The following is a 17,309-nucleotide window of genomic DNA, read 5'->3' as shown; positions in this document are numbered from 1 at the left end:
AGCCTGAAAACAGGCGCCGGGTCAAGTTGTACAATAAAATAATCATTGTACAAGCAAACTCTGGCGGTTAAGGTGTTGTAATGCAGGTCAGAATTTTTGAGGACGATATGGCCTTATACAGTATCGGTGATGTTGCCGAGCGCTGTGGAATCAACCCGGTTACACTGCGCGCCTGGCAGCGACGCTACGGTCTGCTGAAGCCACAGCGCACTGAGGGTGGTCATCGACAATTTGATGATGAAGATGTTCAGCGCATAGAAGAGATAAAACGCTGGATAGAGAGCGGCGTGCCTGTCGGTAAAGTGAAAGCGTTACTGGAAGGTGAAACAGTTAACGTGCACGACGGCTGGACGGCGCTGCAGGAAGAACTGATGAGCGTGCTGCGCCACGTGCGGCCCGCCAAACTGCGCAGTAAAATTGCGACCATGGGCCGGGAACATCCGGTAGACGCCCTGATCGACCACATCTTTGTGCCGGTACGCCAGCGTCTCGGGCTCGATCAAAACACCGCCCGCACAATGTGCAGCCTGCTGGATGGCGCACTGATTGATTATGTCGCTTTTTGTCTCACCGGCGCGCGCAAAAAAGCCGGTAAAGACGCGCTGCTGATTGCATGGGGCGTGGAAGATCGCACCCGCATCTGGCTGGAAGCCTGGCGTCTGGCGCAGCACGGCTGGCGCATTGACGTGCTGGCGGAACCGCTGGATATGCCACGGCCGGAGCTGTTTCCCGGTCAGCATCTGTTTATCTGGACCGGCAAAAAGCCGACGCGGCGTCAGCTGGAGCAGTTTGAGCACTGGCAGGCGCAGGGTTTCTCCATTCAGCTGCACGAAACGGCCTGAAAATCGCACATGCGGCCTTTGCCTTGCCGTTTGTGCGCGTTATCATGCCGCACTTCATAACTTGTCTCAGGTTTCCCTATGAACTGGAATAAAATCCTTATCGGCACGCTGTTCGCGATCATGGCCATTGGCGGCATGGGCGGCATGATGCTGGTGGGCTACAGCCTCATTCTGCATACCCACTAAGCCAGCGCTGGATGCGCTCCAGCACGCGGTCACAGATCAGCGCCAGCAGCGCCACCAGCAGCGCGCCCTGAATCACATAAGCGGTGTTAAAGCCGCTCAGACCAATGATCACCGGCGAGCCAAGGCTCTCTGCGCCCACCGTAGAGGCGATGGTCGCGGTTCCGATATTGATCATCACGGAGGTTCTGACCCCTGCCATGATCACCGGCGCAGCCAGCGCCAGCTCAACCTGCCATAGCCGCTGCCACGGCCCCATGCCCAGCCCCACGGCAATTTCACGGTTACTGGCGGGCACGCTATCAATGCCTGCCAGCGTCCCCTGCAGAATCGGCAGCAGGCCATAGAGAAACAGCGCCATAATGGCCGGCGCCGCGCCGAATCCCATCACCGGTACCGCAATAGCCAGCACCGCCACCGGCGGAAAGGTTTGTCCGGCCGCCGCCAGCGTCTCCAGCAGCGGACGAAAAGCCCGGCCCTGCCGGCGTGTTGCAAATACGGCACAGCCCACGCCGGCCAGCAGCGCCAGCGCACTGCCGCTCAGCACCAGCGAGAGATGTGCCAGCGCCAGCTGCCAGAAGCTCTCCTGCTGATACAGCGGCCGCTCCAGCTGCGGAAACCAGCGGGCAAACAGCGGCGCACTGTGCGGCAGCCCCCACAACAGCAGCAGAAACAGAGCCAGCAGCCAGAACAGCGGATCGCGCAGTCTCTGCATCAGCCCGCCTCCTGCTGGCGCAGCAGGTCACTGAAATGCAGCACGCCCAGCGGTTGCTGCTGCTGATCGACCACCGGCAGCCGGTCGGTACGCCGGGCGATAAACTGCGACAGCGCTTCGCGCAGCGTGAGCGATGCCGCAATAGGTTCACCCGCCAGCCACTCGCCACGCCGCGCCGCACTGCCGGCCCGGCCCAGCGCCAGCAGCCGCACGCCAAGTTCGCTGCGGCCAAAAAACGCCCGCGCAAAATCATTCACCGGCTGCGTCAGCAAATCGATGGGCCTTCCCTGCTGCACGATCTGTCCGCCATCCATCAGCACCAGCTGGTCAGCCAGCGTTAAAGCTTCGTCAATGTCGTGCGTCACCAGGACCACGGTCCGTCCGGAGAGCGTCTGAATGCGCAGCATCTCCTGCTGCAGCGCCTGGCGGTTGACCGGATCCAGCGCGCCAAAGGGCTCATCCATCAGCAGCAGTTCCGGATCCGCCGCCAGCGCACGCGCCACGCCGACGCGCTGTTGCTGCCCGCCGGAAAGCTGATGCGGATAGCGCGTCGCCAGCTGGCTGTCGAGATTCAGCAGCGCCAGCAGCTCGGTAACGCGCGCGGTGATTTTTGCCTGCGGCCAGCCCAGCAGGGCAGGCACGGTGGCGATGTTTTTCGCCACGTTCCAGTGCGGGAACAGCCCGATAGACTGAATTGCATAGCCGATACGACGGCGCAGCGCGCGCGCATTCATCTGTTCAATCGGCTCACCGGCAAAGCGGATTTCACCGCTATCATGCTCCACCAGCCGGTTGATCATCTTCAGCGTGGTGGATTTACCGGAGCCCGAGGTACCAATCAGCACCGTGAAGCTGCCCCGGGCAATGTGCAGTGACAGGTTGCTGATCGCCGCTTTGCCGGCGAAGGTTTTGCTCACCTGGTGAAATTCAATCATGCTTTCTCTCCAGCAGCGCCGACAGCAGGCGCAGCAGTGCATCAGACAGAACCGCCAGCGCCACCACCGGCATTACGCCCAGCAGCACCAGATCCAGCGCGCTGCTCAGCAATCCCTGAAATAAAATAGCGCCGAAGCCGCCTGCGCCAATCAGCGCGGCAACCACCGCCAGCCCCACGGTTTGCACCACCACCACACGCAGCCCGGCGAGCCACACCGGCAGCGCCAGCGGCAGCTCTGCCTGCCAGAACTGCTGCCAGCCGCTCATGCCCATGCCGCGGGCGGTTTCGCGCACCTCCTGCGGCACCTGTTGCAGTCCGGCCACCACGCTGCGCACCAGCGGCAGCAGGGCATACAGCACCAGGGCAATCAGCGCCGGCGCCAGGCCAATTCCGCTGATGCCCCAGCGGCCCAGCACCGGAAAGTGCGCCACCAGCCCGGCGAGCGGCGCAATCAGCAGACCAAACAGCGCCACTGAGGGCACCGTCTGGATCAGGTTGAGTACGCTGAAGACTGCGTGCTGCCAGCGCGGCTGGCGGGTAAGCAGCAGGCCGAGCGGGACGCCAGTCAGCAACGCCGGCAGCAGCGTACCGCCCAGCAGCAGCAGGTGCTGACTGAAGGCCGCATTAAACACCGCCCGGCGATTGGCGTACTCTTTCAGTAACGACAGGTGATCAAGATGGCCACTCAGCAGCATGATCAGCGGCAGCAGCCAGATTTGCAGGTTAAGCAGGATGCGCCACGGCGTGCTGCGGGCGAGCTGACGACTGGCTTCCGCCGCCAGCAGCAGCGAGAGCGCAGCCGCACACCACAGTCCGCTGCCAAACGCCGTGCGCGCCAGCGGATGACCACTGCCGGCCAGTTGCGTCGCGTGGGCGCCGCCCAGCCAGATCAGCAGCACAAACAGCGCCTGCGCCGCCAGCAGCGTCGTCACGCTGCGCCAGCGGGTGGCTTGCCCGACTGCCCCCAGCCATACGCCCAGCAGCGGCAGCAGCAGCCACTGTGCATGTGTCACCTGCCCGAGCCGGAGCGGCTGACCGGACACCAGCCGGTTGGCAGCATAGCTCAGCAGCGGCAGCGCAAACAGCGCCAGCGTGGTCAGCAGCGTCAGTACCAGCAGCACCGGCTGCTGGCACGGTCGGCGTAACAGCGACAGCACCGCTTACAGCAACTTATTCTGCTGCAGCCACTGCTGTGCCACCTGGCTGGCATCCTGACCGTCAACGGCAATCTGCGCATTCAGCTGTTGCAGGGTTTTTTCATCCAGTTTGCTGAACACCGGCTGCAGCCAGCTGGCGATCTCCGGATACTGTTTCAGCACGCTGGCGCGGATCACCGGCGCCGGTGCGTAGATCGGCTGTACGCCTTTGGGATCGGTCAGGGTTTGCAGGCCCAGCGCGGCCACCGGACCGTCAGTGCCATACGCCATCGCGGCATTCACGCCGGAAGTCTGCTGCGCTGCGGCTTTAATGGTGACGGCGGTGTCTCCGCCGGCCAGCGACAGCAGCTGTGACTGCTGCAGTTTAAAGCCATAGGCTTTTTCAAACGCCGGCAGCGCATCGCTGCGTTCAATAAACTCCGCCGAGGCCGCCAGCTTAAAGGTGCCGCCTTTCTTCAGATAGGCGCTGAGATCGTCGAGTGAGGTCAGCTTATTCTGTTGCGCCAGGTCACCGCGTACCGCAATGGTCCAGGTGTTATTGGCCGGCGCGGGCGTCAGCCACACCAGCTGATTTTTATCCGCGTCGAGCTGCTTTACCTTTTCGTAGCCCTGCCGGGCATTTTTCCACGCTGCATCTTTTTCATCGTTAAAGAAAAAGGCACCGTTGCCGGTGTATTCGGGATAGATATCCAGCTCACCGGCGGTGATGGCTCCGCGTACCACTTGGGTGGTGCCCAGCTGAATTTTGTTCACGGTTTTCACACCGTGTTTATCCAGCACCTGCAGAATAATGTTGCCGAGTAGCGACCCTTCGGTATCAATTTTTGACCCGACCTTCACCGCGTCCGCTGCCTGCACCGCGCCCGCACTTAATGCCAGCGCAACCAGTCCCACTATGCCCTGCTTTATCATCTCGCTATCCTCAGCGTTATTTTCATTCAGTGATAATCAAGCGTAGCCTGGCAGAACCGGACAGACACGGCCAGGCGGCGAACTTCGCGTTTTTATGCTAACCCGGTCCGCTTTATCCGTCCCTTTGGCTGAAGAGATAATGCTCTGGTCGGGTGATGGCTGCAGGGGCGCGTGCTGCGCTGGCCTGCCGCTTATCACATTTCAGCGGCGCGGCCTGAACGTCAACGCGGTGAGGCTAACGGGCAGCCGTCAGGTAATGGCGCAGAAACAGGCGGATAAAAAACGCCCCGGCATGAGGCGTCTAATTCAGGCAGTCAGGCGGAAGTCGCCCAGCGTATGGGGGATGCGCGGAAAGGTATGTAAAAACCACGGCGTAAATTTCGCCGGATTCGCCTGCATCTCCTGTTCAATCTGCGCAAGCGAGCAGTAGCACCAGTCGTCGGCCTCTTCCGGATTGAGGCACGGCGGTTCATCACTGATGGCGAAAAACACGTGGCCATATTCATGCTCTATCAGGCCATTGCTGAGCGGCAGATTGTAGCTCAGCTCAAACACCGGGGTCAGCGCCAGCTCCAGCCCCATCTCTTCACGCAGCCGGCGTTCGGCGGCATCGCGCGTGGGCTCCTGCGGATAAGGATGGCTGCAGCAGGTGTTGCTCCATAAACCGCCACAGTGGTATTTGCCGCTGGCGCGGCGCTGCAGCAGCAGTTCATGACGCGAATTGAACACGTAAACCGTCACCGCGCGATGCAGTAATCCTTTCTCATGCACTTCCAGCTTTTCCATTTTGCCGGTGGGACGATCGAGGTGGTCAACGAGAATAACTTCAATGGCGGGCATGACAACTCCTTAGGAAAAATCCCAGGCATTGTACACAATCCCTGAGGCGGCGGCGGAGGAAATTGCGCACATTCCGTGCGCTGTCGCGTTAAGCTTTAAGCGTAGCAGTGATGGCGGAATTCAGCAGAAAAAGGCGGGAAAAGTGAGAGTAGCGGCGCAATATCTGGCTGCGCCGCTACGGTTTGCTGCGGGAAAATTACAGTCTGAAGCTCTGGACCACCTGCTCCAGCTGCACGCTCTGTTCTTCCATCGCGCGCGCAGCCGATGACACCTGTTCTACCAGCGCGGCATTCTGCTGCGTGCTGCCATCCAGCTGCGTGATCGCCTGGTTAACCTGTTCAATGCCCAGACTCTGTTCACGGCTGGCAGACATGATTTCGCTCATCAGGGTGGTCACGCTGCTGACTCCCTGCATCAGTTCATCCATGGTCTGACCGGCCTGCTCCACCAGCTGACTGCCGGTGTCGATATTCGCCACCGACTCCTCAATCAGCTTTTTAATTTCCCGCGCAGAGTTGGCTGAGCGCTGCGCGAGGTTACGCACTTCCGAGGCCACCACGGCAAAACCGCGCCCCTGCTCACCGGCACGTGCCGCTTCCACCGCCGCGTTCAGTGCCAGAATATTGGTCTGGAAGGCAATGCTGTCGATAACGCTGATGATATCCACCACTTTGCGTGACGAGTGGTTAATCGCGCCCATGGTGCTGACCACCTGACGCACCACGTCTGTACCGCGTGCGGCAACCTGGGACGCGCCATCGGCCAGCTGGTTGGCATGGGTGGCGTTATCGGCGTTCTGACGCACCGTTCCCGTCAGCTCTTCCATGGACGCCGCGGTTTGTACAATTGAACTGGCCTGCGATTCCGTGCGCGCAGAGAGATCGGCGTTGCCGCTGGCAATCTCACGCGAGGCGGCGGTGATCGCCAGAGCGCTGTCGCCCACCTGACGCATCAGTCCCTGCAGATAGCTAATGAACTGGTTGAAGCTTTGCGCCACGGCGTTGAACTCCGGACTGTTGCTGGCCGGCAGACGCTGGGTTAAATCGGCACCGCCGGTGGAGAGCGCTTCAATGTTGCGATGAAGCAGGTTGAGGCGTTTCATCATGGCGCGCACAAAGCCCAGCAGTACCAGCAGCAGAATCACCGCCAGCGGAATCTGCACCAGGCCGAGGCGCGTCAGCATGCTGTGGGTCTGCGCGTCCAGCAGGCTGGAAGGCACATCGCTGGCGAGATACCACGGGCTGCCGGGAATGGCCTGCAGGAACAGCGTGTGTTCGCCATCTTCGCCGTTAAAGGTGGTTTGCGTCGGCTGGCTGCTGCCCTGCGTCAGCAGGCCTTTCAGCGCAGCGGCCATCGGCAGCTGGGTGTCAGAGAGGTTTTCCAGCTTCGGCGTGCCATCCACCAGCGCCGCATTGCCGACCACTTTGCCATCGGCCTCCACAATCAGCACGCGGCCGTGGATCGCTTCACCCATCTTCTGCGCCAGCTGGTTAAAGAAGCCCAGCGTGACGTCAATGGTCGCGACGCCCCACGCGGTGCCGTCCCGGTAGATGGTCATGGCACAGTTGGTACGCGGCTGCGGACTGGCCGCATCCTGATACGCCTTCGCCCACGCACACTGCCCTTTGGCTGCCGCGAGGCCATCTTTGTACCACGGCTGCTCCCAGTATTTATCCGCCGCGTCTGAGTTCCAGTAGGTGTTTACCTGCAACTGGTTGCTGGCGTTACGCGCAAAGAAGGTACTGTCTTTCTCTTTGGCCGGATCGCGACGGTTAGGCAGCGGCCAGATCCCGCCGCCGAATACGTTGCTGTCCTGATACTGGTTAACCAGCGCCGGCAACAGCGTATCAATGGTGGCGCTGTCCATCACGCCAGCGGCTTCGGTGATGGCGCGCTGCTGCGCCTGCACCCGGTTCATTTGTTCAACGATGCGACTGGCGAGGCCATCAACCTCGTATCGCACCAGACGACTTTCATTCTGCGTGAGCTGTGGCGCAATAAACTGATTGATCACCAGAACGGTGATCAGCATTAACACAACAAAGAAAATGACCAGTGTTGCAGTAAAACGTGATTGTGTGGTTTTTAACATCTCAGTGCCCTTACCCTGGTTGGCGAGTTGCCTGATCGAGGTTAACGGCTCGTTAAAAAAGAACTTGAGGTGCGCGCGATCACAGAATCACTAAATCGTTGCAGGGCGTGATGATGGGTTTATCGATAATCACCGCCGGTCGGCCCGCCGCTGAACGGCGCGGCCCTCGCCGGCGGAAAAACAGCCGCGCTTTCAGCGCTGGCCTGGCGGCGTGGCAGGCGGCGACGGTGGCGCAGACTCCACCACCTCCTGGCGCGGGCGAAACACGTGATCGTTACCGTCGGCTAGCAACCGCTGCAGCAGCAGCTGGCCGCCGCGATCGTCCGCCTGGGCAAACTGCCGCTCTGCCTCGGTGATCGGCGTCGCCCACAGCAACGCAGGGCGATCGCCGTCGCGCTTCGGCAGACGGAACTGCGCCGCCTCCGGGGCGAGGCCATTCGCCAGCAGGAAACTTTCAAAGCCCACCGGCGCCACTTCAGAGGCCAGCGAGTGCCCTTCACCGAGCCAGGTCAGACGTGCCCACGGCAGATGCGCAAACTCCGCCAGCGCACTGGCCATCTGCACCGCATTGGCTTCGGTCATCACTTCGCCATCCACCGCCATTGCCAGCTCGACGCGGCGGTACTGCGGTGCCAGTTCATCAAACAGGTAATCCACCTGCGGCATCGGGCGAATGCTCATCCCCAGGGTCAGGAAGTACCACACGCCGCGATGCCAGTGCTGAGAAATCGCCATCGGCGGCCAGCTGCCCTGATCAATCGCGTAGTATTTGACCGATTCGCCAAACTGCGCCTGATAACTCTGCATCAGCTCGCGCTGCACCACGTCCCACAGGTGGCCGTCGTGCCAGTCGCGCCAGAAGTGACGCTGCTGCTCGGCGCGGGCGTAGTATTCATTGGTGGAAGCCGAGCCGAGCGGCGCGGTCAGGCGGTTCTCTTTGATGCAGCCGGCCGAGAAGCTCACCTGCTTGTCCTGATACAGGCTCCAGCCGGGGATCACCGCCAGCAGCTGGCCGTAGTACCAGAGGGCGGCACCGTCATCGCTCGGTTCCCATAAGATTTGCAGACCTGCCGGATCAAGCATCGGTTCCGCTTCAAGCGTGCGGCAATACTCTGCGCTGAGCAGCGGCGCGATGCCCTGCTCCATCGCCGCGCGATCTTCCTGCGCCGGTGCCGGCAGCAGGTTGCGGAGCCAGCAGCCGCGTACCGCATACTGGCTGCGAAACAGATCGTTCGGCCAGATGTAGAAGTAGGCGGTGCGCGCGTCCTGTTCGACGATGGCGGTTAATGTATGTTGCTGATTCGGCACCTCAGCAATCAGAGGTTGGTGTGTCATAACGCCTCGACAATGCAAGCAGGGGTCCGTTTTCCCCGAGAATAGAGCAGGATCGGCACTCACGCCATGCGACACAAGGGTAAAAATCTCAAAGTGCCGCACGTCAGTTAAGGCGTGCTGATGTTTGCCGGGGCGCGCTGCCGCAATGCTTCAGATCTTTTCGCGATTCACGCGCCGCTTCGCATGTTATCGTCAGCCCACACTTGCTGGTGAAGGGCTGGACATGATGCTGCACGATCTCGATCTGAACCTGACTGATGGGGTGATATTTGCGGTGCTGGCGTGGCTGCTGTTGCGCTATACATGGATGATGACGGCGCTGGCGCTGCTGCTTGCCGGCGGTGCGCTGTGGCTGTGGCTGCCGCCGGACCCGTACGACAGCCTGCTGCCGCTGGCGCTGATGGGTCTTAGCCTGGGCATGCTGCTGCACCACTACCAGCAGCGGTACCTGCGTTCACAGCACGCCGCACGCACGCCGCGCACCTACACCCGCAAGCAGGATGAATTTCACCTGTAGCGCGCGTCCCGCCCCATACGCTGCATCGCGCGCGCCCAGGCGCCGCGCTGAATTGACCAGCGCAGCAGGGCCGCCATCACCGCCATCTCCTTGTCCACCCGCCACTGCGTCAGCGGTCCGACCGGCTGGCCCATCAGCTGCTGTGCCCAGTCCGGCAGCAAAGCCCGGCCCGCCGTCAGCATCACGCGCATGCCCGGCTTCGCCAGACGGCTGGGTGCCGGGGCGTTAACCAGCAGCTGCAGCACTTCGCGGGTACGATCGTCAAACACCAGCGCCGGACGCATCGCCTGTAAATACGCCTCGACCGCCGGCACGCTCTTCGGCACCTGCTGTGCGCCGAGCGCTTCTGCAATCAGCGCGGCCTCAGCGTAATAGCGATTCTGATCCGCCACGCTGAGCTGCGGATTTTTGTAGCGCAGATGCGCGGCAAGAAAACGGCTGGTTTCCGCGACGTGTACCCAGGTAAGCAGATGCGGATCGCTGGCGGCATAGGCTTTACCGGTGTTATCCACGCCGCTCACCCGCAGATGGATGCGTTTAACGCGATCAAGCAGCAGATGTGCATCATGGGTGTTACCGAAGGTGGTGACGGCAATAAACTGGCTGGTGCGCCGCAGCCGGCCCAGCATGTCCTCACGAAAATTTGAGTGATCCCACACGCCTGCCAGCGCCGCCGGATGCAGCATCTGCAGCATCAGCGCACTGATGCCCCCACACAGCATGGCGGGAAAATCCCCGTGAATGCGCCAGATGATGTGATCCGGTCCGAACAGGCCGGGATCGCCGGGTGGCTGGGAGAGATCAAATTCATTGAGTGACAGGCCATTCAGGCGAAAGACCTGCTGTTCGATACGCTGGCGAATAGTCATGATGGGGTCAGTGTCATGGAGGATGATATGCCGGCCCGCTGCCGTGACAGGACCGCGGCGCAGACCGGCGGGTATTACGTTCTGCGCCTGGCGGGCGCTGTCGCCCGGCCGCACCGGCGCGACTATTGCGCCGTCCTCCTTTCGCCCGGAGAGCAGCCGGAGGACGGCACGGCTTACTTATAAATAATCAAACTGCGCGTCCTGCGTCCGCACCGAATCCAGACCAATCATAACGTTAAATTTGCCTGGCTCCGCGACGTGCTGCATCTTCTGATTCCAGAATTTCAGCGCTTCGGCATCAATCTTAAAGCGCACCGTCTGCGATTCCCCCGCCTGCAGCATGATGCGCTTAAAGCCGCGCAGCTCCTGCACCGGACGGCTCAGGCTGGCCACCGGATCGTTCAGGTACATCTGTACCACCGTGGCGCCTGCGCGCTTGCCGGTGTTGGTCACCGTGACGCTGGCTTCTACCGTGCCGTTGCGCGGCAGGGTCCGGGAGGACATTTTTACCGGAGACACCGTAAAGGTGGTGTAGCTCAGGCCGTAACCAAACGGATAGAGCGGGCCGTTGATCGCGTCATAGTAGTGCGAGGTGTACTTATTCGGTTTCTCGAAGTTATAAGGTCGCCCGGTGGGCAGGTGATTGTAATAGAGCGGGATCTGGCCCACGGAACGCGGGAAGGTGACCGGCAGCTTGCCTGAAGGATTGTAGTCACCGAACAGGACATCCGCGATGGCGTTGCCGCCTTCAGTGCCGCTGAACCAGGTCTCCAGCATCGCATCGGCCAGCTTATCTTCGTTCACCAGCGTCAGCGCACGGCCATTCATCAGCACAATCACCAGCGGTTTGCCGGTGGCTTTCAGCGCCGCCAGCAGCTTCTGCTGGCTTGCCGGGAGCGCGAGCTCGCTGCGGCTGGAGGCCTCATGCGCCATGCCCTGCGCTTCGCCGACGGCCGCCACCACCACATCGGCTTTTTTCGCCTGCGCAACCGCTTCGTCAATCATCTGCTGCGGCGTGCGCGTATCCACGCTGACCGCTTGCTCATAGAGGTTGAGGAAGTTCTGGATGCCTTTGTTATCCGAAATGTTTGCCCCTTTGGCATACAGCACGGTGCCTTTGCCGTTCATGGCATTGCGCATGCCCTGCAGCAGCGTAATGGACTGCTTCGCCACCCCGGCCGCTGACCAGCTGCCCATGATGTCACGCTGGCTGTCCGCCAGCGGCCCGACCAGCGCCACCGTTGCCGTTTTTTTCAGCGGCAGGGTTTCACGCCAGTTTTTCAGCAGCACCATGCTTTTGCGCGCCACGTCGCGCGCTTCGGCCCGGTGCAGACGGCTCTCGGCGTTGGTGTCCTGCGGGTCGCTGCCCTTTGGTCCTAAGTGGCTGTACGGATCGTTAAACAGCCCCATGTCATATTTCACGTTCAGCACGTGACGCGCCGCATCGTCAATCTCTGCCATGGTCACCGCGCCGCTCTTCACCAGGCCCGGCAGGTATTTGCTGTAGTACTCGTCGCTCATGCTCATGTCGATGCCGGATTTCAGCGCAATACGCACGGCTTCCTGCGGATCGCTGGCCACGCCATGTTTAATCAGCTCTTTAATCGCGCCGTGGTCACTGATGGTGATGCCTTTGAATTTCCACTCGCCGCGCAGCAGATCTTTCAGCAGCCAGCTGTCGGCGGTAGCCGGGGTGCCGTTGAGGGAGTTCAGCGCCACCATCACCCCGCCGCTGCCGGCATCCAGCGAGGCTTTGTACGGCGGCAGGTAATCCTGGAACAGGCGCTGCGGGCTCATGTCCACGGTGTTGTAATCACGACCGCCCTCCACTGCGCCATAGGCGGCAAAGTGCTTCACGCTGGTCATCACCGCATAGCGATCTGCGGCGCTCTTGCCCTGCATCGCTTTCACCATGGTGCTGCCCATTTGTGAGGTCAGGAAGGTATCTTCACCAAAGCCTTCAGAGCCGCGGCCCCAGCGCGGTTCGCGCGTGACGTCGACCATCGGTGCCCACGTCATGTTGAGGCCGTCGTCGGCGGCTTCATAGGCGGAAACGCGCCCCACTTCGCTCACGGCATCCAGATCCCAGCTGGACGCCAGACCGAGCGGGATCGGGAAAATGGTGCGCTGACCGTGAACCACATCGTAGGCAAAAAACAGCGGAATTTTCAGGCGGCTGAGTTGCATCACCTGGTCCTGCATCGCGCGGATATCGGGCCGCGTCACGGTGTTAAAAATGGCCCCGACCTGACCATGCTGGATCATATCCCGAATCGCCTCTTTTGGCGTATCCGGCCCTACGCTGATCAGGCGCATCTGACCGATTTTCTCATCGAGGGTCATCTTGCTGAGCAGCTGATTCACATAGGCGTCGCGCGCCTGTTCAGTCATGGGATGCGGGCCAGACAGGGTATCTGCAAAAGCAGGCTGCATGGCAAGGGAGACAGCGAGGCTAACAGAGTAAATCCATTTCATCAGGTCGGGTTCTCTTAAGTGACTGCGCAATATCGGAATAGCCGGGGCAGTTTGCCACAAGATGAGGATAGCAGGTAGCCGCCAATGTCACACCGCGACCACGCTGCTGACGCATGCTACAGTAGAAGCGCCATGTTAACGACAAGGATAGGCTCATGAATACCCAGACTTCCTGTGCTGCCCTGCTGGCCGATTTACGCCGCCTGGTGGGGCCAGCCAATCTGCTGGCCGACGCAGAGCAGACCGCGCGCTACCGCAAGGGGTTCCGCTCCGGCGAAGGCGAGGCGCTGGCCGTGGTGTTTCCCGGCTCGCTGCTGGAGCTATGGCGCGTGCTGCAGTCGCTGGTCAGCGCCGATGCGGTCATTCTGATGCAGGCTGCCAATACCGGCCTGACCGAAGGCTCCACGCCCAACGGCAACGATTACGACCGGCCGGTGGTGATCATCAGTACCCGACGCCTGGATAAGCTGCAGCTGATTGACGGCGGCAAACAAATCCTGGCGTTCCCCGGCAGCACCCTCTATCAGCTGGAAAAAACCCTGAAGCCGCTGGGACGCGAACCGCACTCGGTTATTGGCTCCTCGTGCATCGGCGCGTCGGTGATGGGCGGTATCTGTAATAACTCCGGCGGCTCGCTGATTAAACGCGGCCCGGCCTACAGCGAAATGGCGCTCTATGCGCAGGTGGATGCCGCCGGTACGCTCAGGCTGGTCAATCATCTGGGGATCGAGCTGGGCAGCTCGCCTGAGGAGATGCTGGGGCGTCTGGACGATGACCGCTGGCAGCAGGCAGACGTGCGCTGGGATAGCCGTCATGCGTCCGATCACGACTACGCCACCCGCGTACGCGATATTCATGCCGATACGCCGGCGCGCTTCAACGCCGATGCACGCCGTCTGTTTGAAGCCTCCGGCTGTGCCGGCAAGCTGGCGGTGTTCGCCGTGCGGCTGGACACCTTCCCGACGGAACCGAAGCAGCAGGTGTTTTATATCGGCACCAACGACCCGGCCACGCTGAGCGATATCCGCCGCCATATTCTGGCGGAGTTTACCCATCTGCCGGTGGCCGGTGAGTATATGCACCGCGATATTTTTGATATTGCGGAGGTCTACGGCAAAGACACCTTTGTGATGATTGATAAACTCGGCACCGACAAAATGCCGCTGTTTTTCACCCTGAAGGGGCGCGTGGATGCCTGGCTGGCGAAGCGGCGCCTGTTTAAACCGCATCTCACCGATCGCCTGCTGCAGCGTATCAGCGGCTGGCTGCCATCCCACCTGCCCAAACGGCTCAAGCTGTATCGCGATAAGTTTGAACATCACCTGATGCTGAAAATGTCCGGCGAGGGCGTGGCGGAAGCGCAGGCGTATCTGCAGGAGTATTTCCGCGAAGGCGGCGGCGAATTTTTTGTCTGTGACGCGAAAGAGGGGGCGCACGCTTTCCTGCATCGCTTTGCCGCCGCCGGGGCGGCCGTGCGCTATCACGCGGTGCATGCGGATGAAGTGGAAGACATTCTGGCGCTGGATATTGCGCTGCGCCGCAACGATGAGGCGTGGTTTGAGCAGCTGCCGCCGGAGTTTGATCAGGATCTGCTTCACCGTCTCTACTACGGTCACTTCTTCTGCCACGTTTTCCATCAGGATTACATCGTGAAGAAAGGCGTGGATGTGCACGCACTGAAGGAGCGGATGCTGGCCATACTCAATCAGCGCGGCGCGGAGTACCCGGCGGAGCACAATGTCGGGCATTTGTATCACGCCAAACCGCAGCTGCAGGCGTTTTATCGCCAGCTGGATCCCACCAATACCTTCAATCCGGGCATTGGCAAAACCAGCAAGCAGAAAGGCTGGGCGGTGAAAGCCTGACGACGTCAGCGGCGCGGTTAGCGCCGCTACGCGCAGGTATCAGACCAGCGATTCCCCGTCGTTCGCGGTGCCTGCCGGCACGGCGCGTCGTTCAATAATCATCGTCTGCGGCGTGGACAGCACAATGCCCTCTTTACGCAGACGCGTCAGGATATCGAACAGCAAATCACTCTTCGCGCCGGCAATCTGCCGCTGGCTGGCCACGTTGCCGGTGACGCTCAGCACAATGCCGCCTGGCGTCAGGTCTTTGAACGAAACTGACGGCTCCGGCGTTTCCAGAATGCGCTCGTTCTCGCGGTACACCTCCAGCAGCAGCTCACGCACCTGCACCGGATCGATATCCAGCGGGAAGGTCAGCTGAATAGTGACCACGCCCTGCGCATTGCCCATGGTGGCGTTGCGCACGTTCTGCGAAATCAGCTGCGAGTTCGGCACAATCACCGTGGATTTATCGCCCAGCTGGATCTCAGTGGCGCGCACGTTGATGCGGCGGATATCCCCTTCAATGCCGCTGATGCTCACCAGATCGCCCACTTTCACCGGGCGCTCGGTCAGCAGGATCAGGCCGGAGATAAAGTTCTTCACGATCTCCTGCAGGCCGAAACCGATACCCACCGACAGGGCGCTGACAATCCACGCCAGCTTGTTCCACTGCAGGCCCATGATCGACAGCGTCAGCAGGATCACCAGCACATAGCCAATATTGCTGAACAGCGTCACCAGCGACACGCGCATGCCGATATCCATGGTGGTTTTCGGCAGGAAATCTTTATCCAGCCAGCGACGCACCGAACGCAGCACGTAGATGCCCACCACCAGGCAGAGGATGGCATTGACCATGTGCGCCGGCACAATGTTCAGCGACTCCAGCCCTTTACCGCCCCAGAACTCAATCACCTTCTGGATTAGCTCAATCGGCGTGGAGGACGCAAAAGTGCCGTTCAGCAGCGCCAGCGCCACAAAGCCCACCAGCACGGTTTTGCCGAGTGCGCTAAGCAGCGTGGCCGCCTGCTGCAGATAGCGCTCATCAATGTTCAGTGAGGTCTGCAGCCGTTTACCGGTGGCGCTGCTGACCGAGAACAGGCTCTCGCAGCCGTCATTCACCAGATGGCTGAGGAAATAGAAGGCGCCGAACAGAATGCCGCACCAGATCAGCTCATAGCTGAGGAAGCGCGCCAGCGTAACGTAGCCAATGATCAGCGACAGCAGCACCGCCACGGCGGTGAGCGTCAGCGCCAGCTGCACCAGGCCGACCACGGTGGGCCGCGCCTCCGGCGGGTTGCCCTCCTGCGCCATGCGGCGGCGCACGCGGTTGGTCCGCATGCTGATCGCCAGGCCAGTGCTGCCAATCAGCAGCGCCGTCAGGCCGTTGGCAAAAATCGTGGTGTTCAGGCTGGTGCCGACCGTGTAGTTAAACGATTCGGCGGTCTGGAAGATAAACACCAGCGCCGCGGTAATCGGCGGGAACGGCTTGAGCGCCAGCGCCACTTCATTGGAGATGGCCGGTAAACGCCAGCTCGGACGGCGCGTGGAGAGGAACGCGCGTCCCAGGCCAGCAATCAGTCCGCAATAGACGCTGACCTGCGCCAGACGCTCGACGAAGTCCTGCACATCCGCCGAAACTTCATCGCGGCGGGTGAACGCCAGCGCCATAAAGTTATAGGTCAGTACCACGGCCATCAGCGTGGTCAGCGCAATGGCGGCCGCGAGGAAGCTGCGGCGCAGGCGCCCTTCTGGCATTTTATTGATGCTGACCCACGCCAGGAACTCTTCGCTGTAGCGGCGGCCCAGCGTCATCACCAGCATCGCGGCCAGCAGCCAGCCCACGGTGCCCATCCGCCAGCCCGGTTCCCAGGAGAGCGCGGCGGTGTCCTGCAGTTCGCCGACGAAATCGCTGATCTTTTCACCGTCCAGATCCTGCCGGCTGACCAGCGGTGCCCAGAAGCGCGGCCCGAGAATACTGCCGGAGTTCAGCGCCAGCTGATTTTTCAGCTGGTCACGGCGCAGGTTAACGATTTGCGATGACAGGACCAGCGCACCGTTTTTGATGCCGTCGGCCTGCTTGATCTGGTCGGCCAGCTTGCTTTTCTGGCTCTCCAGCGTGGCGCGCTTGCGCGTCACTTCCGGCGTCTCTTTGACGCCGCTGTCCGCTTTGGGTGCCGGGCCCAGCACGGCCAGCTGCGCATCCAGCTGCTGCAGCTGCGGCACCAGCGCCTGGCCCAGCGTTTCCGCATTGCCCGACAGCTCCAGCGCCATTTCGTTGAGCTGATTCAGCTGGTTTTCATTGGTATCGCCAGAGACCTGGCCTTTGATTTTGTCGAGGATTTTCTGCATCTTCGGCAGTTCCACCGAAGGATTAACTTTCGGTGCCGCATCCTCTTCCTGCTGCGCAGGCGCGGTGGTGTCATCCGCCAGGCTCAGTGCCGGCGTCATCAGCACCAGCAGCAGCAAAAACGGCGTAAACAGAGAGCGAAGCTTAAACATAAAAGTGAAATTCCAGCGTAAGGGCCAGGTTAAGGTGAATGGCCGCCAGTGTAGGCGGTTGCCGGGCCGTAAACTATAGGAATGGT

The 17,309-nt window shown here is 61.1% G+C and carries 14 protein-coding genes; 4 read left to right on the top strand and 10 right to left on the bottom strand.

Annotation, left to right across the window (positions count from 1 at the left end; translation table 11 throughout):
- Nucleotides 1-107 precede the first annotated feature (107 nt).
- Complete coding sequence (locus D8B20_RS05740) at nt 108-842, top strand: MerR family transcriptional regulator (RefSeq protein ID WP_145890421.1); 735 nt, start codon at nt 108-110, stop codon at nt 840-842.
- A gap of 78 nt (nt 843-920) precedes the next feature.
- Nucleotides 921-1,028 carry a YohO family small membrane protein gene (locus D8B20_RS22110; RefSeq protein ID WP_021508455.1) on the top strand — a complete coding sequence of 36 codons (108 nt, stop codon included), beginning with the start codon at nt 921-923 and terminating at the stop codon, nt 1,026-1,028.
- Here the strand turns inward: D8B20_RS22110 and D8B20_RS05735 are convergent.
- From D8B20_RS05735 to D8B20_RS05705, 7 genes are all read right to left on the bottom strand, one after another.
- Nucleotides 1,009-1,740 carry an ABC transporter permease gene (locus tag D8B20_RS05735; protein WP_145887945.1) on the bottom strand — a complete coding sequence of 244 codons (732 nt, stop codon included), beginning with the start codon at nt 1,738-1,740 and terminating at the stop codon, nt 1,009-1,011. The genes D8B20_RS22110 and D8B20_RS05735 overlap by 20 nt on opposite strands.
- Nucleotides 1,740-2,675: an ABC transporter ATP-binding protein gene (locus tag D8B20_RS05730; protein WP_145887943.1), complete on the bottom strand. Its 936-nt coding sequence runs from the start codon at nt 2,673-2,675 to the stop codon at nt 1,740-1,742. Before D8B20_RS05730 ends, D8B20_RS05735 begins: the two co-directional genes overlap by 1 nt.
- Nucleotides 2,668-3,834 (bottom strand): ABC transporter permease, encoded by a 1,167-nt coding sequence (locus D8B20_RS05725; protein ID WP_145887941.1) that lies wholly within the window; start codon nt 3,832-3,834, stop codon nt 2,668-2,670. Before D8B20_RS05725 ends, D8B20_RS05730 begins: the two co-directional genes overlap by 8 nt.
- A 3-nt stretch (nt 3,835-3,837) precedes the next feature.
- Nucleotides 3,838-4,746 carry a glycine betaine ABC transporter substrate-binding protein OsmF gene (gene osmF, locus D8B20_RS05720; protein WP_145887939.1) on the bottom strand — a complete coding sequence of 303 codons (909 nt, stop codon included), beginning with the start codon at nt 4,744-4,746 and terminating at the stop codon, nt 3,838-3,840.
- A 306-nt stretch (nt 4,747-5,052) separates the two neighbouring features.
- Nucleotides 5,053-5,586 carry an isopentenyl-diphosphate Delta-isomerase gene (gene idi / locus D8B20_RS05715; protein WP_145887938.1) on the bottom strand — a complete coding sequence of 178 codons (534 nt, stop codon included), beginning with the start codon at nt 5,584-5,586 and terminating at the stop codon, nt 5,053-5,055.
- Between the two features lie 196 nt (nt 5,587-5,782).
- Nucleotides 5,783-7,678 carry a methyl-accepting chemotaxis protein gene (locus D8B20_RS05710; RefSeq protein WP_145887935.1) on the bottom strand — a complete coding sequence of 632 codons (1,896 nt, stop codon included), beginning with the start codon at nt 7,676-7,678 and terminating at the stop codon, nt 5,783-5,785.
- A 192-nt stretch (nt 7,679-7,870) separates the two neighbouring features.
- On the bottom strand, nt 7,871-9,013 hold the full coding sequence (locus D8B20_RS05705) for a suppressor of fused domain protein (protein ID WP_145887934.1): 1,143 nt from the start codon (nt 9,011-9,013) through the stop codon (nt 7,871-7,873).
- Between the two features lie 223 nt (nt 9,014-9,236).
- Here D8B20_RS05705 and D8B20_RS05700 point away from each other — a divergent pair, with 223 nt between their 5' ends.
- The gene (locus tag D8B20_RS05700; protein ID WP_145887931.1) at nt 9,237-9,530 is read left to right on the top strand and encodes a hypothetical protein; all 294 of its coding nucleotides are present in this window, start codon (nt 9,237-9,239) and stop codon (nt 9,528-9,530) included.
- Here D8B20_RS05700 and D8B20_RS05695 read toward each other — a convergent pair.
- Together D8B20_RS05695 and bglX are read right to left on the bottom strand one after the other, a co-directional pair.
- Complete coding sequence (locus D8B20_RS05695; RefSeq protein ID WP_370664121.1) at nt 9,521-10,399, bottom strand: oxygenase MpaB family protein; 879 nt, start codon at nt 10,397-10,399, stop codon at nt 9,521-9,523. The genes D8B20_RS05700 and D8B20_RS05695 overlap by 10 nt on opposite strands.
- Before the next feature lie 177 nt (nt 10,400-10,576).
- On the bottom strand, nt 10,577-12,874 hold the full coding sequence (gene bglX / locus D8B20_RS05690; protein ID WP_145887929.1) for a beta-glucosidase BglX: 2,298 nt from the start codon (nt 12,872-12,874) through the stop codon (nt 10,577-10,579).
- 155 nt (nt 12,875-13,029) lie between these two features.
- Here bglX and dld point away from each other — a divergent pair, with 155 nt between their 5' ends.
- Nucleotides 13,030-14,739, top strand: coding sequence for a D-lactate dehydrogenase (gene dld, locus D8B20_RS05685; RefSeq protein ID WP_145887928.1), 1,710 nt, complete (start codon nt 13,030-13,032; stop codon nt 14,737-14,739).
- A gap of 39 nt (nt 14,740-14,778) precedes the next feature.
- On the opposite strand, the gene D8B20_RS05680 is transcribed toward dld, so the two are convergent.
- On the bottom strand, nt 14,779-17,223 hold the full coding sequence (locus tag D8B20_RS05680; protein WP_145887927.1) for a DUF3772 domain-containing protein: 2,445 nt from the start codon (nt 17,221-17,223) through the stop codon (nt 14,779-14,781).
- Nucleotides 17,224-17,309 lie beyond the last annotated feature (86 nt).

Source organism: Candidatus Pantoea soli (genome assembly GCF_007833795.1).
Lineage (GTDB): Bacteria > Pseudomonadota > Gammaproteobacteria > Enterobacterales > Enterobacteriaceae > Pantoea > Pantoea soli.
This window is presented reverse-complemented; position numbering and strand designations above follow the sequence as displayed.